This is a genomic window from Nostoc sp. JL23, from assembly GCF_017115065.1.
GTDB classification, from domain to species: domain Bacteria; phylum Cyanobacteriota; class Cyanobacteriia; order Cyanobacteriales; family Nostocaceae; genus Nostoc; species Nostoc punctiforme_A.
This window is the reverse complement of the sequence record NZ_JABXKN010000120.1, coordinates 1-21,163: the sequence shown is the minus strand read 5'-3', so window position 1 is coordinate 21,163 and position 21,163 is coordinate 1. Positions and strand designations below refer to the sequence as shown.

Sequence of the window (21,163 nt, the reverse complement as noted above, 5' to 3'; positions counted from 1 at the left end):
TCACTGGTGGATTAAAATCGGGGCTTAATCGTAAGTGATTTACCGAACATGATATAATCTCATGTTCGTTTGATTACTGACATTATTTTTCAAGTACATGAGGGACAAAATGCAGGATTCATGAATCACACACAAAAAGTTTGTACTGACTGCCCTCTGCTCCCCTGCTCCCCTGCTCCCCTGCCTCCTGCCCCCTGGCTCCATAGCCTAATCTGCAATCAACTCAACTGCATCTCGTCCATCACAATTTTGTAAGTAAACTTTGACAATTTCTTCTTTAGCTGTAGGCAACTTCTTGCCAATAAAATCTGGGTGAATTGGTAATTCTCGATGGCCCCTGTCTACTAACACAGCTAAACGAATCACCTCTGGTCTACCGTAATCGTTGACTGCGTTCAAAGCAGCGCGAATCGTCCGTCCTTTGAAAATCACATCATCCACGAGTACAACTGTTTTCCCCGTAAGGTCAAAAGGAATTTCGCTTTTCGTAGGAGTCCGCAATCCAATTTTGTCAAGGTCATCTCGATAAAATGTAATATCCAAAGCACCGACTGAGACTGCTACACCTTCGAGCGTCTCAATCTGACGCGCCAATAATTCGGCTAATAACGCACCCCTGGTATAAATACCAAGAAGCACCAGCTGAGACAAATCACGCGTCCTTTCGACAATTTGAGAGGCAAGGCGAGTCAAGGTACGACGGATTTCTTCGGATGAGAGAATTTCAACTACTTTGGCAGACATAGCGAGTGATAAGTTAGGAGTAATAAGTTAAGAGTTAGGAGTTTTTATTCTTAACTCCTGTACAGACGCGATTAATCGCGTCTCTAACTCCTAACTTTATATTTATCATTACCTATTTGGGAGCATTAAGAATATTGCGATCGCTATCCCTAACCATAGCAAAAAACAATATCGAGTTAGCTGTAAAGCATTCTGAATAGAAGTTGCAGTAATGGCATAAATAGCATCTCCTAGCAGTGGTTTGGACTTAGCTACCCCCCGATACCAATTTGTACCCCCCATCTGCACACCTAAAAATGCAGCATAGGCGCACTCACTCCAGCCAGAATTGGGACTAGGATCGTTAATTGCATCCCGACGACAAATTTGCCAAATATGCATCGGTTTACCCGATAGTAGCGCCAGAGTCATGACTGTTAACCGACAAGGTAGCCAAGTCAAACAATCTTCTAACCGCGCACAGAACCATCCTAAATAAGTATAGGGTGCTTCTCGATAGCCCACCATTGAATCAAGGGTACTGCTGGCTTTATATGCTAAAGCTAAGGGAGTTGGCCCCACAACTGGTATAAAGACACCAACAATTGCATAAAAAAGCGGAGCCATCACCCCATCGGTGGCATTTTCTGCAACCGTTTCTAAAACGGCTCGTGAAATTTCTGTTTGTGAGAGGTTTTGGGTATCTCGACCAACATAATTACTTAAAATCTTTCGAGCTTTCTCCAAATCTCCGACTGTTAAAGGCTGTAAAACAGCCTCCGCTGCTGTTCGCAAACTTCTGCCAGCAAAACAACTAGCCAAAAGAATGCTATCTATTGCCATTCCTAAGAGTGGATGAACCCATCTGGCAATTTGAATCATCAAAAAGCCAACAAGACCGCTACCAATTATCAAGATAATGCCTAATACAATTCCAGCTAGGCGTTGTGTTAGAGAATTTTGACACAAGTGGAGAAAAAACTTGGTCAGGCGAGAAATTACCCACCCCATAATTTGTACTGGATGAGGCCAATCCCAAGGATCGCCAATTAAATAATCTAAAAATGCTGCAATTATTAAGATATAGATATTATTAGTCATAAGTCACAAGTCTTGGGTTAAAAGTCAAGGGTCAATATTTCGACTATTGACTCTTGACTAAACCACAAAACTAGCTTCTTCTCCAAGAGAAGCTTGCCGACTTCGAGCATCGTAATAAAGGTCTGCCAGAGTAATACTGTATAAAGCTTCTTTGAGCTTTTGGTTGAGTCTCTGCCAGAGGCTAAAAGTTACCCAATCTTCAGCTTGTGTCGGTGCTGGGGTGTGATGAGGTAAATGGCTAGTCTCGCCAACAGCTTCTAAAATTTCTCCTATAGATATTTGTGCAGGCTCTCTTGCCAATTGATATCCGCCGATGCTACCACGAATTGATTTAACTATTGAAGCACGACGCATTTCTATTAGTAGTTTTTCGAGGTAAGGAGCTGGGATATCTTGGCGTTTAGCGATCGCTCTCACAGATGCAGGCCCATATCTTGGCTGTAAACTTAAATCTAGCAACGCCTTTACACTATAGTGTCCTCTGGTAGTTAATTTCATTTTGGCAAGCTTTGTTGTTTGTCCTTTGTCTTTGTTGGCAGTGCATCTCCCTGAAAAGAAATTCTGATGGTCGGCTTCCGACTCTGAGACTTCTTTAGTTTGTCCTTTCTAAATAACCAATGACTAATTACCAATGACTAATGACTAAGGATCAGTTTTGCTTATCATTCTGTGACTCAGTTCTCATCCTTAAGAAATAGACAACCTTTAGAGCCTTAGTTTAGAAAACTTAAAACTTATATAGTCTAGCAGTAATTCACAAACTATATATATAGTTATCAGCATTGCCAGCATTTTCTAAAATAGATTGTCTTGCCAATATTGGTAATGGCATAACAATTGTGCATCTGAGTGTAATATACTTGGCTAGGTTGAGATAAAAACTAAAGGATTATGTTCCTGTTAGCTCAACCTCAGCTAAAATAAAATCGATTCAAACACTTCAAACATTCATTTTCGACCTAAGTTGATGCCTAAACAGAAAAAAATTGAACCCTTACTCGGCGAAGAACTGCTCAAAAAAGTCAAAGAGCTAGAGAACGAGAGCAAAGAAGACAAAGCCAAGAAGTGCGGCTACTATACCGTTACCAAAAATGGTATAGAGCGCGTCAATATGATGAAGTTCTTAAATGCCCTAATTGATGCTGAAGGCATTCAGTTAGACAGTACACCCAGTGCTAATGGGCGTGGTGGACGTAGTGCTAGCTATAGAATTAGTGTGCAATCGAATGGTAACTTACTTATAGGTTCAGCTTATACAAAACAGATGAATCTGAAACCAGGAGATGAGTTTCTGATCACTTTAGGCAAAAAGCACATTCGTCTGAGACAGGTAGATCCAGAAGATCGCGAAGATGATGAAGCCATAGAAGCCACGGCTTAATAAATAAATAGTCATTAGTCAATTCTCCGTTGTCATTTGTCCTTTGTCGTTAGTGAAAAACAATGACTATAAACAGTCATTAGTCAAGTCTCCTTTGTGAAAATAATGACTAATGACCAATGACGAATGACGAATGACTAATGACTAATGACTAATGACCAATGACCAATGACTAATGACTAATGACTATATCTGTAGTAGGTAAAATCGGTAAATAGTGGCGAAGTGCCTTGCGCGTAACTGCTAAATTACAGGTTAATGCAATTTGCTCTTTTTCTAATAAACCCAAAATGCGATCGGGTTTATCTCGTGCTACCACTGGTAATTGATGTAAACCTCGAAGACTCATCCGGTCTAAAGCCTCAGATAAAAGTTCATCTTGCCATGCATAGAGAATTTCAGTAGTACAAATGTCTATGAGGGTTTGACTGGATAAATTATCGGGAATTTCAGTTAGAGAATTTGGGTATGTTTGCCAAATAGCAAGGGCACGATTAATATCTTCCAAAGAAAGTATACCAACTAATTGCTCTGCTTCATCAATTACTAAAGCACTACGGACGCGATCGCGGGTCATTTCCACAGCAGCATCTAATACTCCCAAAGTTGCAAGTAACTTTTTGGGACAGGGATACATCGCATCTTCTACCAAAATTTGCTGCACAATTTCCGCTTGTTCATCTTTCAATTCCGAAAGACCAATTTGTTGTAGATTAGAGTTAGAGTTAAAAGTTGGTTTAATCCTTTCTACCAGCCAAACACTCAAACCCACAGCTGCCATCAACGGTAAAACAATTCGATAGTCGCGGGTTAATTCAAACAGCATTAAAATAGCCGTTAACGGCGCTCTCACACTAGCAGCTAATACTGCTGCCATTCCCACCATTGCGTAAGCTGGGGGAGCCGCCATTTGATCGCAAATTGTCGGGAATGCTACGGCTAACATTTTGGCGTAAGCCGATCCAAAAGAAGCACCTAAAAACATTGCTGGCGCGAACAAACCACCGATGAAACCACTACCTGCACTAATTGCAGTCATCAATAATTTCACCACCAACAACACAACCAATAAGTAGAGTGGAAACTCCACATCTTGAAGCATTGCTTCTACAGTTTCGTAACCTACGCCCAGAATTTGCGGAAATTGCAAAGCAACTGCGCCAATAATTGCACCGCCAATAATTGGATGAATCGGCTCAGGAATTCGTCCCAAAAAGGCAAAACCTGGAACTTTCCCAGCAAAGCAAGCTTTTGCTAAACGAATTGATTGGGTATAAGCCAGAGAAACGAGACTGGCCCCTAAACCCAAGCCAAGGTAAAGAGGTAATTCCAAAGGACTGCGAACCTGGTAAACAGGTAAATCAAAAGCAGGTTGGGCCCCCAAACCAATTTGGGCAATTAATGCTGCTACCACTGCTGCTAACAGCACCACACTGACAGCAGAAGTAGCGAAAGATGTAGCTCCCATCACCACCTCTAGAGCAAAAAATACTCCAGCGATGGGAGCATTAAATCCCGCCGCTAGTCCAGCCGCCGCGCCAGCACCCAACAGCAAACGTTGTCGTTCTTGAGATACATTCAGGATCACAGAGAACAACATCCCAAAATTTGCGCCAATTTCGACACTCGGCCCCTCTGGGCCCAAAGAAGCACCGCTCCCTAAAGAAACAGATGCGGCCAGCATTTTGCTAACTGGTCTTAGTGGTCGCCTAATCTCTGTTCCCTGAGAGGCGGCGATAAGAGATGAAAGTCCAGGGCCAAAGTCTTGAGTGCGCCAACGCATCAAGCCAACAATTAATCCGCCAAGGGTGGGAACGCAGGCTAAAGTCCAAGCACCCCAGGCGCCAATTTGACCCATTAAATTTTCCAGCATCAGCTGGTGAACCAACTGGATTAAATAGTGAAAGGTGACTACACCCATACCAGTACCACCGCCAATGAGCATGGCTAAAAACAGCACAACTGTTTCTGGGGATGGTTGAAAACGATTAATTAGGTGAGCTAAACGAGCGGAAGGTGTAGGAAAGGCAGGTTGTTCCGTTACCTTCCTCAGTTGAGTGGGAGGCAAGAGAGTCATTGAAAGGCGGGGTAAATGTAAGAAAAAATTTAAATTTTTATCTGTTACTTATCATTGTGAGCCATTATTTAGCAACCGGACAAGTAGACTTTATTTGCTTAACTTACAAAGCTTTAGCTAAAAATGTCATTGTGCAAAATTTGTGTGGGGAGAATGGTTAAATGAGAGACAATTATTATTTAAGGGTCAGCGATGCCTAAGTTGAGTTGGGTGTAGCTGCGGCTAGTGGGGTGCGAGTGGGCACCAACACTATTTTTTCTAGAGACAACAAAGTTTTTTGGCTGGGTCGGACGCACCCGTAAACATTAACTATGAGTCATCCTTGTTTAAATCTAGTTATACTCGTGTTGCGACTATTGAGGCATCCTTGGTAGTAATAGAATGTATGTATGATTGATGCCTGATATCAGATCGTACATTGATTGACCCCAATTCAATATAGCTATTGTTATAGAGCGAGTAAGTGGACTAGGCGGACGAGGTAAATGAATATACACACTTTTGATAATCATTATGTTACTTGCCCAATTTGCCAAAGAAATGCTACGCCTAAACCAGTTAAAACACGCATGGGCTTGTTTTGCTGTCCCTATTGCCAGGAAAGGCTAGTAGTTTGCCAAAGTGGTCATTATGTCCGCGATCCGTTTACTTGGAGACAATTGATGATGTCTTCGTCGCTACGTCGTCAAAGCCGACCTTTAGCGAGGATTCTCAGAGATTTTGTCCTACTCAAGCGTCCGATGGTAGCCTTGGCTGTAGGAAGTGCGATTTTCTTTGGTGCGATCGCTTTGACCCAAGAAAAGACAGGTTACGATCGACAAATTCTTCCCACAACAGAGAAAGTTAATGACCCAGGAAACAAATCTCAGTAAATGGATTACTTTTGTATAAATCAAATTCTACTTTGATTTTTGTAATATTATAACTAAATACTCTGATAAAACCATGTCTTATTGCCCCAAATAGGACGCGGTTTTATATTATTCCGCTGAAAGACCGATCGCTGATTAGGTAAGTACTTTAGTACCCAAGGTAAGTATTTTCAGCACTAAAGTGCTAACTACAAACTGTTGTTTATTTATGCTTATCTAATGATTACAATACATCCTTGGGTAAAGACGCGGTGAATGGTCTATTTGTCGCATTCTTTTTTCTAATTGGTATAAATCGCAGGTTTTTACACTTTTGGGAAGAAGGCGATCGCTACACTACACAATTATCATTACCTTTTGGGCAATGATCTAATTTTTTCCTGCCAAGGGGACAAGGGGACAAGGAGAATAGCCATGCCCTATGCCCCATATTTATAGCCGATTAGTATCTTTTGTGACTAACTTCCAACCTTCAGCTTGGTCAACTAACTTCATCGACTCTAGTTGAAGATTGTTGAAATCAGATACATTAAGCAGGAAGTAGGGTTGGCCGTTGTAGTGCCAATAATATTCCAGTTCACCAACAGAAGCGGGAATGATGGTGCGATCGCTATAATAATCCAACGAGGGACGATGGTAAGGAAAAGATGTGTAAATCTTCCTCGTAGCTGGATTGGCCCGTACAATCATGGCGGCGACTGGTTTAACTGGATAAGCTTCAGATAATTCCCAAACCCAGTAGTTAGATTTCATTAACAGCAGCAGCGAAATATAACTTCCCCAAAACAAAATCTTCAGGAATTGCCCGTCGCCTCGTTCTGCCAAAATAGCTGCTAGGGACATAGTTAAAGCTACGGCGGCAAAAATCAGTTGTAAGTCTGTTGTGGGTGTTGTACCCGAACTGAAATAAATGCTACCAGCAGAAGCAGCTATAGCAAGTATTGCCAAACCAGCAACCCAAGCACGGGGATAAGATGAGAGTAAAGGCGAATTTTCCGTTTCTGATAATTGGATACCAAAAGCTAAGGCTAAACTAGGGTAAATTGGGAATAGATACCAGGGAACTTTGGTAATCATGAAAGAAATTACCATCAGATAAACCCCGCTCCACGCCATTACTAGTTTTGCCCAACTAAGGTTGCGATTTTCCCAGGTTAAGCGGACAGTTTGTGGTAAGAATAATAACCACGGCCATGTGTATTTGAGAAGTTCAATCACATAGTACCAAGGTGGTTCAGAATTTCCTTCTCCAACTGAGCCAATTCGGCCTAGTGATGGGTTTGCAATACCAATTTGGGCGAAAGTATAACCATAGTGAATTAGTTGGGCACCATACCAACCAGCTACAGGTAGAATGCCAATTAAGATTGCTATCCAGAAATAGTAACAAGTGAGCAATCGTGGGGTATCCCAAAATAGAAATATAAGTGCGATCGCACCTAGTAATACGCCTAAAAATCCTTGAGTTAAACAAATAAACCCAAAGCTAACGCCAACACCAAGACAATAACGTAAATCTCGGCGCGATCGCAACACGCACAACATCATCACCATCAAAAAACTTACCATCGCCCCATCTAACATTGCCAGCCGCCCATGACGTACCACGGGTAGCATTGTTAGGTAAATCAAGGCGCTATAAATGGCAGCCCAACGTTGGCGAAATATCTCTCGAGCAATGCAATACAGTAAAGGTACAGATGTTGCTGTTAAAATTGCTCCAGGCAGGCGCGTTGTCAACTCATTTTCGCCTCCTAGAGAATAAGCCCAAGCTATTAGCAAATGCATCAAAGGTGGCTTGTCATGATATGGTTCGCCTCCTAATGTTGGGTAAAGCCAAGGCATTGAACCTGCTGGGGCGTGCCAAATTTCACGAGCAACCTGTGCCACAGTACCTTCATCCCAATCTCGCAGCGGCAACCCTCCCAGATTGATGCTAAACAGTAATACTGCTGCCAACAGCAATACTATTAGCCATACCCAATCAATCCATTTTCCAACCGTGCGATGCTGTTTTTCCAGATGACTCCAAATAAAGCTTCCTTCTTGCATATTCTCTGGTAATCATTTTACATGCTGGTTTGATTACATAGAGACATCTAGCGAATCTCCAATGTTGCCACCCAGTAACAACGTATGTTCTTAACAATTGCTAGTTTCCAAGATTAACTCAAATTTTTATAATTAGCCCTATTTTTTGAAAAAATTATATTGGTTATTTAAATAACATTTCATCTAATAAATGATAAAAGTAATACAAGTAGTAAATTATTTATTACCTGTTAAATAGTCCGTAAATAAACTTGTATTTTCTTTTTAAGGTGATGCTTAGTTAAATTTTTGTCTAATTAGTTTTTATCTTTCTTTCTGGTTGATTTCAGAAAACTAGGAAGTGTTAACTAACTACACTAGATTTAATGCTTAAAAGAATTGAATATAATCTTTTTAAATATTAATGATATCAAAAAATAATTATTTTTACGTAAAAAATGCGTTTTTTTAATAAAAAGATAATCTTAAATAAATTTATCTAAATAAACGGATTTATTTTTTTAAATTTAATTAAGTAACTATTTAATTGCAATATCTATGCTATACAATTTTTTAGAATTAGAAGAATAAAGAGCTAAAAAATTACTGGAGACTGTCAATGAATTTACCTGTAGTTGTAGATATTACTCTGGGATTAGTTTTTATTTACTTGATTTTGAGCTTACTAGCTTCGGAAATCCAGGAAATAATCGCCACATTATTACAATGGAGAGCTAAACATTTAAGAACTTCAATTGAATTACTTTTATCAGGTGGTAGTGAAAGTGAAAAATCAGATATTATCAATGCAATCCATTTGGTACAGAAACTTTATAACGATCCTTTGATTAATACATTGAATCACCAAGCCAAGGGTAAAATAGAAAAGCATTTCCAGGAAATTACTAAAAGACCTGATAAAAAAGTAATAGAAAAACAAAGTGGGCCTTCCTATCTTCCTTCTGAAACATTTTCAATTACTTTATTAGACACCTTAAAAATTCCTGAGCTAATTAATCATGTTAAACATCCTAGTAAAGAAGCAAAAACTAACTTACAGATGATATTAGCCTCTTATAAAGAACTTAAAAAAGGTATTAATAATCCCACTAGTGCAAGTTACACAAAAATTCAAGAAATTTATGGAGATATTGACCAGAAATTTATAGATTTTGTTAATAATGAGTTACCTGATGAAGTCCCTGATAGTTTAATCAGGAGCCTTAGTGTAATTGCTCAACGTAGCAGGATAAAGATTGGCGATCTCACAGAGGAAGTGAATCAATTTAAAAATGAAGTAGAAACATGGTTTGATCGCTCGATGGATCGAGCAAGCGGTGTTTATAAGCGAAATGCCAAAGGAGTTGCTATTTTAATTGGAATATTAGTTGCCTTTTTAACCAATACTGATACATTTCACTTGGTTAAAAGACTGTCGCAGGATTCGGTTATCCGCTCTACCATTACTCAAAGTGCAAGTCAACGAATCGATTATATTAACGATCAAGAAGCCAGAAAGGAGATTGAAAAGCTATTAGGAAATGCTTCTATACCCATTGGATGGCAAAATATTAATCAACAGTTTGAGTTATTAGATACAACGAAATCGAATATAGTTTACATCAGAATTTCACAGGTTTTTAAATTAATTTGTGGTTGGATAGTGAGCGGTTTTGCTATTGCTATGGGTGCGCCTTTTTGGTTTGATATCCTGAATAAAGTTATCAATGTGCGGAATGCAGGGCCAAAACCTGTTGCGTATACTAAAGATCAACCGTCTCAAAAATAGCGTTTCAATTAAATCAAAAAATAAAAATAACTTGGAGTTTTAATTCTTTATTCTGACAAACAATCTCAATTTGTCTAATAAATTCTCGAAAGTAAAATCTTCGTTCTGTTTCCGACAAATCTAACCAAAATTGTGGTATAGAAACAGCTTGAGCAACAGAACGCAAGTTAACTGGAGGGAGAATCGCCAACTTTGCTTCGAGTGCAGAAATTTCTGTGCGGAGTTTGTAAGCCCTTAACTTTGCTGTTTCGGCATCTAAAATTCCAGTTTCAATTAAAGCAGGTAACTGAGCAAGTATTTCTTGCTGACGAGCGATCGCTTGTCCTAAACTATTCTTGAATGCATCCAACTGAGGAAAATTCATTCCTGCTACCGCCAGAGGTAAATCACGGCAAACGGTTTCAATGGTATGTTCCAACACCTCTTGATATGGAATAGCCTTACACTTGGGGCTTTGGGGACAGCTAGTAGAACGTAAATAAAGATACTCTTTATCTTGGTTGCGTTGGGTAACACGGGTAACTGTCATATGTGACTGACACTCGCCACAGATAACCAACCCAGCTAAAGAACGCGGTGCGCTAGCAGTTCGGGATGGTAAACGACTGTTACGGCGTAAAAGTCGGTCAACTTGGGCTGCTTCTTCCTTAGAAATTATCGGAATATGGGTATTGGAGATAATTTCCCCATTTTGGTAGGCTGTATTGCCGCGATAGACTGGATTAGTTAGCCAGCGTCTTCCTGTGGTAACGGAGATTTTCTTGCCGTATTTTTTTGCCAAGTAACGCACTGAACCTCGCAGGGAACCATAGAGTAAAAAATGTTCAAAAAAATCTTTGACTACTGGTGAAGTACTGCGGTCAATGGTATATTTTCCCTTACCTCTGCGATAGCCGTAGGGAACTTTGCCGGGTGGCGGTGCAATCTCAAGGCGATTACGGGCGTGTCCTTGGCGGATGCGGCGACTACGTTGCTGACGTTGGATTGCGTGTAGCAAATTCAGCAAGTCAGCGCCCAGAGGGTAATTTTCGGAAGTGTAGGGCTGTTCAGTGGCGATTACTGATATTCCCATTACTTCGAGTTGATTGAGCCGATGGCTAATTTCCTCTACAGTATCTCCCAATTCTTCCAACCGACGAATCAGGAGATAATCTGCTGGTTCAGTTTGGCAATCTATGAATAATTGTTGTAATTGCGATCGTTCCGAAGAGTCTGGCTTGCCCAAATCTTCATAAACCCGATCCACCTCCCATCCCCAATCGGCTCGATCGGGAGAAGATTCTAATAGCGGATCGGTGTAAGAGTAGGCAATTATTTTCAAAGGTTTAGTGCAGCTTTACAAAGAAATGGTATCAGTTATAACTACTAGCTTGACGACAAAACATCAAGTGATACTGTCCGCCTAGTGCCATGAGTTCGTCATGAGTACCTTACCTACCTCGATAATTTGACCGTGTTCTAGTACTACTGCCAAAGCGAGGCGATGGTTAACTACGACGGCTATTCTTCCCTTCGCTAGGTTACACAAAATATTGTAAATTTCGTGTTCTGTTTTCGGATCGAGGTTCGCTGTTGGTTCATCAAGGATGACTAGTAGTTAACAATTCTTTGGCGATGGCGCTCTAGATAAGCACAGAAATTCTGTGCCTGCTTACTTTTACATTGGTAAACAAAGCTTGGGTTGCTTCCACCTGCCCTTGCCATAACAGCACTTCAGCTTTTTTAAGCCGCTTTAAGGAACCACCAACTTTATAGAGATTTTCTTTATCGTTGAAACCAATCTAAAATTTCCTATCTTTGGTTGGCGATGTTTACAACGGGCTACGCCTACGCCAACTCCCGAACTAAATTCCATACTCCTTTATGACCATTCTTAAATTTAGAATTGCTGGCCTAATAGTCACTAATTTGTTAACAGTGACAATATTTTGTTAAAATTGATATTAATCTGTTAACAGTGACAAATAATTAGTCACTGTACAGTACATTGTCTATGGACGTAACTGGATTCGAACCAGTGACCTCTACGATGTCAACGTAGCGCTCTAACCAACTGAGCTATACGTCCTTAACCACACAATTATCAATAGTAGCATATACTTCTCTGATAAGGCAAGATAAAAGACCAAATCAGGCGAACTCTATCACTCACTAAGTAATCAAGCGCAGATGATGTGAAGTATTTGTTTGATTTGTAAAAAAGGTTGCACCACTTGCTACAAATCAAACAAATAAGTCAAATCCTTTTTCCTTTTGCCTCCAGCAAGACTGCTTGATTTCCTGCAAGCGTCTTTAAGTTTCTCGAATCCAAAATGCCAATCCTCCCCCACGACCGCGAGCTGCAATGAAATCTTCTGTCACTAAAAAGAAGCCAAAGAAGGGTAGCTTCGCTATAGGTTGGTTGTAGAAATCTTCTGTTTGAACTTTACCAGCACGGATTGCTCTGTTGTAAATAATACGACTAAACAAACTGATAATCATCTGGTTAAAATCAAAGGCCAATAAATTTTTCTTCCCGAAATATTGCACTGGTCCCGTGAGCTTCAGTGAAACTGGGTTAAGCTCAACCTGATTAGCAATTTCGCCTCTGCCTGAATCCTGTTCCAAAGTGGCATTAAAGGAAACATGGATTGTTATAAATTTAGGTACATAGAAACCGTTGCCTAATACAATTCCCCCGCTACCTCTGTTTTTCTTAGTGCCAGTAACAAAGCAAAGTTGCCATTTACCGAGAAGAAACTCAAACGGATAAGTCAACTTTTGTTGCTTGGCAGTTTTTTCGGCTTGTAGCAACGCCTTTACTAATATTTCAGCATTAGGGCGTATACTTTTTGGTTCTCTATACTTAGCCGCAGCCTGAGATAGCACGTTAACAAAGTCAAATGTCGCTTTAGGTGTTAAATTAGCCGTCATGAAGCCACTCTGGATTTAACTATTTCTTTAATTTTCTGATAGATTGTAGCGTTCATCTGCAAGAAGACACATCTTTCATCCGTGGTATCCGCTATAAGTATGTCGCTCGATTTAAGTTATTAGTAATACTAATTTTGCGTCGAACTTACGTTAGGTTAATAGCAACAAGAAAAATCTCTTTCTCCCCCTAGCTCTCGGACTCCATATTCCCTACCTTCACCAAGGATTACCAACCATTGTAAATCCAGCCCAATAATAAGGATGCATAAGTGATTCATCAGCACTGTCAGCAGGTAAAGGCAAATTCCCAACTACTCCTAAACCTTGCACTTGTCCATCCTTTACATAAATTTGCCCTTTAACCATAGCTACTTGAGCCTGTCTAAGAGCCTCTGCCTTAATTGGAGCTGTCTTTAAATTCTCATAAAATTTTGTCATCAACGCTGCTGTGCCAGCATCATTAACCGACCAAAGACTAGCAACACTAGTTTTCACACCTGCCAGCACTGCTAAACCTGCAAATCCCAGTTCTGATTCTTCATCCCCTAAAGCTGTTCTACAAGCACTTAGCACGAGCATTTCAACTTCAGGTTCATTCAAGCGCAATTGTCGTAATTGGTTCAAGCGCAACTTGTCTTCCCACAGTTGAATATAGGAATTACTCAAAGCACCGGTAGCAAAATCGGCATGGGTTGCCATGTGAATAATTCCAAAAGGTTGTTGGCGGCGGATAGTTTTGAGATTTTCTAAAGTGGCTTGCTTGTCTAACAATAATTTGCCTTGCCAGAGTTTAGATACTAGTGTTGATAACTCCAGGGGGACTGCTGGTAAAGGCTCTTGTCCCTGAGTACTCTGAGAAACCCCCAATGCTAAAATTTGAGATTTTTTGATGTCTTTATAGAGGGTATTAGTCAAACTAAGACTAGGCATTAAGCCAATACTGTATTTTTCTACTAGAAACCTCTTTCCATCGTGAAGTGCTGCCATTGGGGTTGAACGTAACCCAATGTCTGGTAAAAAGACCAGATTGTTGATTCCTCTCGCCTGTAAATCTGCCTCTAATGGTGCAATAATCCAGCGATAAAGTTGTTGGGATGAACGCAAATAACCAGTGCGGCGACGGTTTTGTGGACTAACGATTTGGTCACGAAATTCTTGAGCTACTTGGAGAACTTTGGCTTTAGTTGTTTCTGGGATGCGCTTGCGGATAGGATTGCCTTTTCCGGTTACTACTACTACTTCTAGTTGATCGCTATCCTTTTCTACTATGGTATTTAACTGTTTCGTAAATTTTTGAGCTTTGCCTAAATTTCCCTCTGGTAGAATTTCCACAGGGACAAAACTGATGTAGATAAATGCAGGTTTCACACCAATAGCTTCTTCAATTTTGCGAGCAATTTCTTTGGCATCATCTAGGGTTTTGATTCTAGGGGTGGGTATGCCTAAATGGTCGGCAAAATCATCTGTGAAATTGCCTTCAGGAGTGGGGTCGGTATTAAGAACGGGGTTATCAATCTTAGGATTATTGGGGACAGGGTTATTCGGTTTATCTGGTAGATTGCACTGAAATGTGCAGGGTGGCACATTTGGAACAGTAGGCACATTCACGTTGATTGCTACTTGTACAGGTCCAGAAGATGAAACGACATCATTTGCACTAATGACAAAGGCGTTTAGTGAGCCATTAGCATCAGTTGGAGGAGTGTAAACTAAAGTTTCTGTCCCAGATAGGGTGGTAACGCCAGGTTCTACAGGAACACCATTCACAGTTAGAGTTCCGGTATTTACTGCATCAATCCGAATGGATGTGATATCTGTGTCTGCATCGGTAACTTGTGCCGCTAGACTGGCAAAGGTAAAATTCACTGACTGATTAGTTTGAGTATCGGGTAACTGAGAATTGGCAGTAACTTGGGGAGGTGTATTTACAGAATTGATTGTAATTCCTGTTGGGGTATCGATTGCTGGACCACCTTCAGGAAGTACTGGAAAGCTACCCGTAGAAATGATAGAACTACCAGCATCGATCGCATCTGTTGTACCGTTCACAGTTAATTCTCCTACTGTGAATGGAGTATTGGTTATTCCTCCACCATGTTGAATTACGATCGCACCGTTTATAGGAGTAGTGCCATAACCGCTACCTACAGCAATAGTAGAAATGCTGCTATCTCTACCTGCATTATTAATAAAACTACCCGTTAAGCTGACAGCACCAGAACCAGAGGTGCTGATTGTCACTTGACCTCCAGTACCTATACCATTGCTGCCATATCCTGAGCCAGATAAAACAATCCCTTCAGTTTTAATTGAAGTTATGGAGATGTTACTGGGTATATTTGTAGTGTTACTAGATGTATCGATTAGGACTGAACCAGCAGTGGCATTGCTGTTTGTATCAGTGGAAATAGCGCTAGTGTCAAGATTTCCCAGGCTGACAGCGCCATTAGTGCTTATAACACCAATATTGCCGCCTTGAATTGTTGTGTTATAACCTTCTCCTCTAGTGATAATATCATTACCAGTAATATTGTTGATTGCAGACAAGGTGACATTACCACCATTACCATTAGTAATAAATTCACCTTCCGTGCCGATAAAGAAGCTACTAGTATTTATAATTCCTAAAGACAGGCTGGCTCCTGAAATGGTGATATCTCTGCCATTAGTTTTGATGGTGTCGCCTGTACCCATCGTAAAAGCACCTACACCATTACCATCTGCGTCTGCGGTAAAAGCGATCGCTCCGCCACCATCATTAACAAAATTCAACGATACGCCATTAGTGAGAGTAATATCATTAGTTGCTGCCAAAGTCACAGCAGCATTACTATTTTCTAAAGCGTCTTTGGAAATTGTGAAAATAGCCGGGGAAGCATCTTGAAAAATTTCAGGCAGAAAGGTATCTTGAGGTGCATTAGTACCATCTACGATATTGATATCGGTTGGATCTAGCAACAAGTTACCAACAATACCATTATTGGCACTCAGATTAGTATTACCACGGTAAATCAGATTCTCCTTACCCGACACTTCTACAAAACCACCGTTACCGGAGTTAAGACCACCACGAGCGGTAATATTGCCCAAAAATTTTGTTGTCTTGTCACCCCAAACAATTACCCGACCACCATTTCCATTTAGATTGCTATCGGCTGCAATGATGGAGTTTGAGTTCACATAAGTCTGATCTGCATTGGGTAAAGTCCCCTGACCTTGATAATCTCCACCAATTAGCACAGTACCGCCACGATTGTTTCCAGAGGCGTTAATATTGGCATCAATCACCGCGACTTTTTTACCCAAAGCAGTTACAGTACCGCCTGTTTGACTCGATGCATTCACTGTTCCAGAAACAATTGTTGTACCTGGATCTGTCGGAATTGTCACATTAGAGCTTGTCAATTTTACGGTACCATCAGGATTGGCAGTTAACCCTGTGTTACCAACTGTGAGTAATTCTGGTAAAGAGGCGATGGGAATTGTCCAGTTATTGGGTTGGGTGCTACTAGAGGCGAGGGGCTGAATTTCTAGACTCAGCAGATTTCCTGGCTGACTGAGACGCACCCAATTTTGTCCTGGTACGGATGTGACAGAAATCTGCCCTCCTGGTGCTGAAAGTTGCCCGGTGTTGACTACAGTACCACCTAATAAATTCAAATTTTGCCCAGTACTTACTGCCAAATTTCCAGCATTTGCGATCGCTCCTGGCTGGTTTGTACTAAAGGCAAATCCATTAGGGTTTCCAACTAAAGCGTTGTAGTCATTCACACCAATAGCGTTGAACCAACTGCTGCCAAAACCAATGCTGTTAGCTGTTGTCACCGTAAAAGCACCAGGTACATTTAAACTGGCGTTTGCTCCAAAAATAAATCCGGCTGGATTCATCAAGAAAAGGTTAGGATTGCCACCTGTCACCTGAATTAAACCGTTGATAACCGAGGCATTCCCGCCTGTAATTCGACCAAGGATATTTTGCAGCGCTGGACTAGCTTGAAAGTTGGCGATTTGTTCTGGTGAAATCCCAAATTGTTGAAAGCTGTGAAAGAGGTTTGCATTATCACCAGAGGTTGTACCGCCGGTGATATCAAGTCGATTGCCGTTAGGAGTCACAATCGTACCTGTACCATCGTTAGCAGGAACTATTTGTTGGGCTTGGGCTAATCTGGAACTTACCAGTGAGGCAATAACTAGGACTGAAGCGGCGATACTAGACAATAAAGGTTTTTTGCGCCGCAATCTGAAGCGACCTGTGGGTAATTCTACATCGATTTGTAACTTGTCTGCTAATCCGCGTCGCCAAAGTGCTTGAGCGATCGCCCGCTTAGACCAAAGCATTTGTTCTGTTCTTCTGGTAGTAGAGATGCTTTGAGAATGAATCCGGTAGAGGTAAAGTGGCTCTGGAACGCGACGCACTTGAGCTACCTCTGAAAGTCGCAAACAGAGATCGTAATCTTGGGCACAGGGAAACGACTGGTTAATACCTCCCACCCGGTCGTAAACCGACCGCCGAATCAGGCGAAAGTGAAACGTCATGAAGTTTACTAAAAGACCTTCTTGAGAGTAGGGAATACTACAGCGATGACCGTAGCCGATAACAAAGTTATCTTGGTCAATATTTAAGTAATCGGTATAAACAAATCCCGTTTCTGGATGGCAATTGAGAACTTTAGCTGTTTGGGCAAGGGCAGTAGGGGCTAAAATATCATCACTGTCCACCAAACCGATGTAAGTGCCGTTGGTTAGGTTGATTGCTGCTGTAAGTGCCGCTGTATATCCTTGATGGTGTGCTTCTACCAGCCGCACTCGTCCATCTTGTTGAGTGTATTTGTTTGCGATCGCCACCGATCTATCTGTAGAACCATCATCCCAAATTAGTAGCTCAAAGTCTTGCCATGTCTGCGTTAAGACGCTAGCGATCGCTTCTTCAAGGTAAGACTCCCGGTTGTAATTGACGATGACAATGGAGATCAGTGGCGGCATCGAAGTTTTCCCAAGTTTTCTACCTGTTACCACAATATAATGCTAAGGACTATCACTTAGAATAATTCGCTGTTAATTATAGTTTTAGTTACAAATCTTTTGAAATTTGAATATCAAAAATATGATATTGAAATACTCATACAGCCATAGCATACTCAAAAATCAAAATCAGCTCAGTCGTTAAATAAGGCACTCCACTGAAGAGAAATGAGAAAAGAAACAGAAACTGGTGTTCAGCCTAGAGCAACGACTCAGCAAAAAATTGTCTATTTATCTCATCAGTTAGACACTTGGCGGAGTTTGGCAACTAATACATGGAGTAAGCACAGTTTCAGCTTTCGGTGCGGCTTGTTAATTCTGCCTGCGGTCTGGATTTTAACTGCAAATGGACTGAGAGCTAGAGCTAATATTTTTACACCGGACTCGGTTCAAAATAGCAGTCAGTTAGAGTTACAAATAGTACAGGAAACACAGTCTGCCCCGGTAACTAACCCGAACCCACAACCAGAAATACTACAACGCATTCGGGTTCGCAAAATTCAGGTTGTAGGTAGCACAGTTTTTAAGGAAAATGATTTTAATCCAGTAGTGAAACCGTTTGAAGAACGGGACTTAACTTTAGAAGAAATCAGACAAGCCGCCGATGCCGTTACCCAACTTTACCTAAATAAAGGCTATATAAATTCCAGAGCGATTCCAGACACTCAAAAATCAAGTACCGCAGATGGTGTTGTGGTAATTCGGGTGTTGGAAGGGCGTTTGACAGAGATTGATATCCAAGGGACGCGGCGATTAAACCCATCTTATATTCGTAGTCGCATCCAACTAGGTGCTGGTATTCCTCTCAATACTGTTAAGCTCGAAGAACAACTGAAATTGTTGCGACTCGATCCCTTATTTACAAATGTAGAAGCGAGTTTGCGTCCAACGGGTAAAGTTGCTCAAAGTATTCTCGTTGTCAGAGTTGAAGAAGCAAAAACTTTAATTGGTAGTTTGGGTGTAGATAATTATTCGCCTCCCAGTATTGGAGCGGAAAGATTAGGTGTTGAATTGCGATCGCGCAATTTAACTGGTATGGGAGATGAGTTAGCTGGCTCCTATTACCATACACTCTCTGGTGGTTCCGATGCCTTTGATTTTAGTTATCAGGTTCCCGTGAACGCCATGAACGGCAAAGTGCAGATTCGAGCCGCATTTAATCGCAACGAAATTACTGAGCCACCCTTTGATGCCTTTGAAATTCGGGCAAACCAGGATCTTTATGAAATCAATTATCGTCAGCCATTGATGCGATCGCCCAAAGAAGAATTTGCCCTATCTTTAGGATTTACCTATCAAGATGGTCAAACCTTCCTTTTTGATAACCTCGCAACCCCCTTTGGCATTGGGCCTGATGCCAATGGCGTTAGCCGCACCAGTGTAATTAAATTTGGTCAAGATTATATCAGGCGCGAACCTCAAGGAGCTTGGTTTTTGCGATCGCAATTTAATTTTGGCGTTGATATAATAGATGCAACTATCAACAATGACCCCATACCCGATGGTCGTTTTTTCAGTTGGCTAGGTCAAATACAGCGCGTGCAGCAACTGGGCAACGATCATCTATTGCTTATCCAAGCAGACTTACAGCTTACACCAGATAGCCTTTTACCTTCGCAGCAATTTGTCATTGGCGGCGGACAATCGGTAAGGGGATATCGCCAAAATATCCGTTCTGGGGATAATGGATTTCGGGTAGCGATCGAAGATCGGTTTACAGTCCAGCGTAATGAATCTGGATTCTCTACAATTCAACTTGCGCCATTTCTAGACATGGGAGCCGTCTGGAATCAGTCTGATAACCCCAATCCGCTACCCAATCAAACTTTTTTAGTGGGCGCAGGCTTAGGATTATTATGGAATCAGGCAATGGGAATTGATAATCTTTTTTTGCGGCTCGATTATGGATTTCCATTTATCGATCTGAGCGATCGTGGTAATAACGCTCAGGATGATGGCTTTTACTTTAGCCTTCGCTATCAACCCTAGCTAAGGGACTTTCAGTTAAAAAAACATCCCATCCCTGCGGGACGCTTACGCGAAGCGGAGCGTCCCGCAGGGTACGTAGGGGCGCAAGACCTTCATTGGTGTCAACTTAAGCTAAAAGCCTTGTCAAATCTCGTTTCCAGCCTCTGGGCTAGAAATGCACTTCAATTGCGGCTCTGCCGCCAGCAAGGGAGGCGGCGGCCCCAAGGACGGCATTCCCAGTCTCTGACTGGGAACAAGACAACGAGACAATATCTAAAAGCTTTTTTTAGGATGGCTTTCACGTTAATTTGACACCTATGCAAGGCTTTGCGCCTCTACAAATCTACAAATAATTTGGGATAATTTATTTTTTGTCAGTCCTAAAGACTCAATACAGTTCAGTTAAGCATTGCTTTCTTCTCTCAGTGCCCTCTGCGCCTCTGTGGTTCGTAAAAAAAATTGACTTTGACAAAGAGTTTTAGCCTTAACTGAACCGTATTGCCTAAAGACTATGGTAATCATAATTAATTCTGCGGGCATGATATTATTTGAGCCGCATTTAAGCAAGTCGAGTTTAATCAGCAAAATGCTATTTCACTTACTCCTTAGACTTTTTGCAGAAGTCGGGAAAAGCGGAACAGGGTAAAGGCTTTGTATTTTCCCCTTCCCTTTTCCCTTTTTCCACGAGAGTGCAAAACGCACTTTTGCAAGAGGTCTCTTTTCGTGTTTTCCACAAGCAATATGCCATTCTACTTACTCCTTTTGGTAGATGAGGCAATTATTTCAGTATTTTCCACAGTTAATTACCTGTTCTTCTGCCTTATCCTATTATCTGGGCTAAAAAATAAACTCCTTACTTCAGGAATTTTAATTTTATCCTGTGTATATACACACAGAGAGAAATTATAGTTTATAAATTTAAGAAAGAATTAGAGAGAGAAAACTTATGACACAACCTAACTCACAAGACAAAAACAGCTTTCTTTACCCTCGTAGCCGGTATTATGGGAAATTTCAGCCAGAGAACTTAATGTTTAATGCTAACCTCCAAGAATTTTCTCAAAAAATTAGTTACATCACTTGCCTAGAAACTGGGGGAAAATTGTCTCAGGAAGAGGCTTACCAGCAAATTAAGTCACTCTGGAAAGAGTTGAAATATAGCAAAAAACAACTCTCTATTGGCGGAAATACAGAAATTTAAACTAATGGGAAGGAGCAGAAATGTTGAATACTGATACAAAACTTTACATAGATAGTTACACTAACTCTAAAAAGGCTAAATTAGT

13 protein-coding genes, 1 tRNA gene and 1 pseudogene are annotated in these 21,163 nt (G+C 41.1%); 5 read left to right on the top strand and 10 right to left on the bottom strand.

Translation table 11 applies throughout. The features are described from left to right. Window positions 1–207: 207 nt before the first annotated feature. From pyrR to HWQ42_RS23830, 3 genes are all read right to left on the bottom strand, one after another. Window positions 208–744 carry a bifunctional pyr operon transcriptional regulator/uracil phosphoribosyltransferase PyrR gene (gene pyrR, locus HWQ42_RS23840; protein WP_094353001.1) on the bottom strand — a complete coding sequence of 179 codons (537 nt, stop codon included), beginning with the start codon at window positions 742–744 and terminating at the stop codon, window positions 208–210. A 108-nt stretch (window positions 745–852) separates the two neighbouring features. Then, window positions 853–1,824: an adenosylcobinamide-phosphate synthase CbiB gene (gene cbiB, locus HWQ42_RS23835; protein WP_292816660.1), complete on the bottom strand. Its 972-nt coding sequence runs from the start codon at window positions 1,822–1,824 to the stop codon at window positions 853–855. 57 nt (window positions 1,825–1,881) lie between these two features. Then, window positions 1,882–2,322, bottom strand: coding sequence for an Rrf2 family transcriptional regulator (locus HWQ42_RS23830; protein WP_289798377.1), 441 nt, complete (start codon window positions 2,320–2,322; stop codon window positions 1,882–1,884). A gap of 469 nt (window positions 2,323–2,791) precedes the next feature. On the opposite strand from HWQ42_RS23830, the gene HWQ42_RS23825 reads away from it, so the two are divergent. After that, a complete protein-coding gene (locus HWQ42_RS23825) occupies window positions 2,792–3,205 on the top strand; it encodes an AbrB family transcriptional regulator (protein ID WP_104909531.1) in 414 nt (137 codons plus the stop codon). Between the two features lie 172 nt (window positions 3,206–3,377). On the opposite strand, the gene HWQ42_RS23820 is transcribed toward HWQ42_RS23825, so the two are convergent. Then, window positions 3,378–5,282, bottom strand: a complete 1,905-nt coding sequence (locus tag HWQ42_RS23820; protein WP_292816658.1) for a chloride channel protein — start codon at window positions 5,280–5,282, stop codon at window positions 3,378–3,380. A 485-nt stretch (window positions 5,283–5,767) separates the two neighbouring features. On the opposite strand from HWQ42_RS23820, the gene HWQ42_RS23815 reads away from it, so the two are divergent. Next, on the top strand, window positions 5,768–6,154 hold the full coding sequence (locus tag HWQ42_RS23815; protein WP_292816656.1) for a hypothetical protein: 387 nt from the start codon (window positions 5,768–5,770) through the stop codon (window positions 6,152–6,154). A gap of 432 nt (window positions 6,155–6,586) precedes the next feature. Here the strand turns inward: HWQ42_RS23815 and HWQ42_RS23810 are convergent, their stop codons facing one another. Next, a complete protein-coding gene (locus HWQ42_RS23810) occupies window positions 6,587–8,206 on the bottom strand; it encodes a glycosyltransferase family 39 protein (protein WP_292816654.1) in 1,620 nt (539 codons plus the stop codon). A gap of 598 nt (window positions 8,207–8,804) precedes the next feature. Between HWQ42_RS23810 and HWQ42_RS23805 the strand changes: the two genes are divergently transcribed. Beyond that, complete coding sequence (locus HWQ42_RS23805; protein ID WP_292816652.1) at window positions 8,805–9,974, top strand: hypothetical protein; 1,170 nt, start codon at window positions 8,805–8,807, stop codon at window positions 9,972–9,974. Window positions 9,975–9,987: 13 nt separating this feature from the next. Here HWQ42_RS23805 and HWQ42_RS23800 read toward each other — a convergent pair whose 3' ends face one another. The 5 genes and pseudogenes from HWQ42_RS23800 to HWQ42_RS23780 all read right to left on the bottom strand — a co-directional run bounded on the left by HWQ42_RS23800 (window position 9,988) and on the right by HWQ42_RS23780 (window position 17,870). Further along, a complete protein-coding gene (locus tag HWQ42_RS23800; RefSeq protein WP_292816651.1) occupies window positions 9,988–11,295 on the bottom strand; it encodes a recombinase family protein in 1,308 nt (435 codons plus the stop codon). A gap of 272 nt (window positions 11,296–11,567) precedes the next feature. Beyond that, window positions 11,568–11,774, bottom strand: a pseudogene (locus tag HWQ42_RS23795) (ISKra4 family transposase); the annotation flags it as partial. 194 nt (window positions 11,775–11,968) lie between these two features. Then, window positions 11,969–12,042 (bottom strand) — tRNA-Val (locus HWQ42_RS23790). A gap of 224 nt (window positions 12,043–12,266) precedes the next feature. Continuing rightward, a complete protein-coding gene (locus tag HWQ42_RS23785; protein ID WP_292816649.1) occupies window positions 12,267–12,887 on the bottom strand; it encodes a hypothetical protein in 621 nt (206 codons plus the stop codon). Between the two features lie 216 nt (window positions 12,888–13,103). Continuing rightward, on the bottom strand, window positions 13,104–17,870 hold the full coding sequence (locus tag HWQ42_RS23780) for a CHAT domain-containing protein (RefSeq protein ID WP_292816647.1): 4,767 nt from the start codon (window positions 17,868–17,870) through the stop codon (window positions 13,104–13,106). Between the two features lie 207 nt (window positions 17,871–18,077). Between HWQ42_RS23780 and HWQ42_RS23775 the strand changes: the two genes are divergently transcribed. Both HWQ42_RS23775 and HWQ42_RS23770 read left to right on the top strand, forming a co-directional pair. Beyond that, complete coding sequence (locus tag HWQ42_RS23775; RefSeq protein ID WP_292816645.1) at window positions 18,078–19,898, top strand: ShlB/FhaC/HecB family hemolysin secretion/activation protein; 1,821 nt, start codon at window positions 18,078–18,080, stop codon at window positions 19,896–19,898. Window positions 19,899–20,823: 925 nt separating this feature from the next. Continuing rightward, window positions 20,824–21,078 carry a hypothetical protein gene (locus tag HWQ42_RS23770; RefSeq protein ID WP_292732041.1) on the top strand — a complete coding sequence of 85 codons (255 nt, stop codon included), beginning with the start codon at window positions 20,824–20,826 and terminating at the stop codon, window positions 21,076–21,078. Window positions 21,079–21,163: the final 85 nt, after the last annotated feature.

What these genes read in the sequence shown, in the direction of transcription:
- HWQ42_RS23825 (WP_104909531.1), top strand. Translation starts at nt 2,792, where the DNA reads ATGCCTAAACAGAAAAAAATTGAACCCTTACTCGGCGAAGAACTGCTC.
- HWQ42_RS23770 (WP_292732041.1), top strand. Translation starts at nt 20,824, where the DNA reads ATGACACAACCTAACTCACAAGACAAAAACAGCTTTCTTTACCCTCGT.
- HWQ42_RS23830 (WP_289798377.1), bottom strand. Translation starts at nt 2,322, where the DNA reads ATGAAATTAACTACCAGAGGACACTATAGTGTAAAGGCGTTGCTAGAT.
- HWQ42_RS23810 (WP_292816654.1), bottom strand. Translation starts at nt 8,206, where the DNA reads ATGCAAGAAGGAAGCTTTATTTGGAGTCATCTGGAAAAACAGCATCGC.
- HWQ42_RS23805 (WP_292816652.1), top strand. Translation starts at nt 8,805, where the DNA reads ATGAATTTACCTGTAGTTGTAGATATTACTCTGGGATTAGTTTTTATT.
- cbiB (WP_292816660.1), bottom strand. Translation starts at nt 1,824, where the DNA reads ATGACTAATAATATCTATATCTTAATAATTGCAGCATTTTTAGATTAT.
- HWQ42_RS23820 (WP_292816658.1), bottom strand. Translation starts at nt 5,282, where the DNA reads ATGACTCTCTTGCCTCCCACTCAACTGAGGAAGGTAACGGAACAACCT.
- HWQ42_RS23775 (WP_292816645.1), top strand. Translation starts at nt 18,078, where the DNA reads ATGAGAAAAGAAACAGAAACTGGTGTTCAGCCTAGAGCAACGACTCAG.
- pyrR (WP_094353001.1), bottom strand. Translation starts at nt 744, where the DNA reads ATGTCTGCCAAAGTAGTTGAAATTCTCTCATCCGAAGAAATCCGTCGT.
- HWQ42_RS23785 (WP_292816649.1), bottom strand. Translation starts at nt 12,887, where the DNA reads ATGACGGCTAATTTAACACCTAAAGCGACATTTGACTTTGTTAACGTG.
- HWQ42_RS23780 (WP_292816647.1), bottom strand. Translation starts at nt 17,870, where the DNA reads ATGCCGCCACTGATCTCCATTGTCATCGTCAATTACAACCGGGAGTCT.
- HWQ42_RS23815 (WP_292816656.1), top strand. Translation starts at nt 5,768, where the DNA reads ATGAATATACACACTTTTGATAATCATTATGTTACTTGCCCAATTTGC.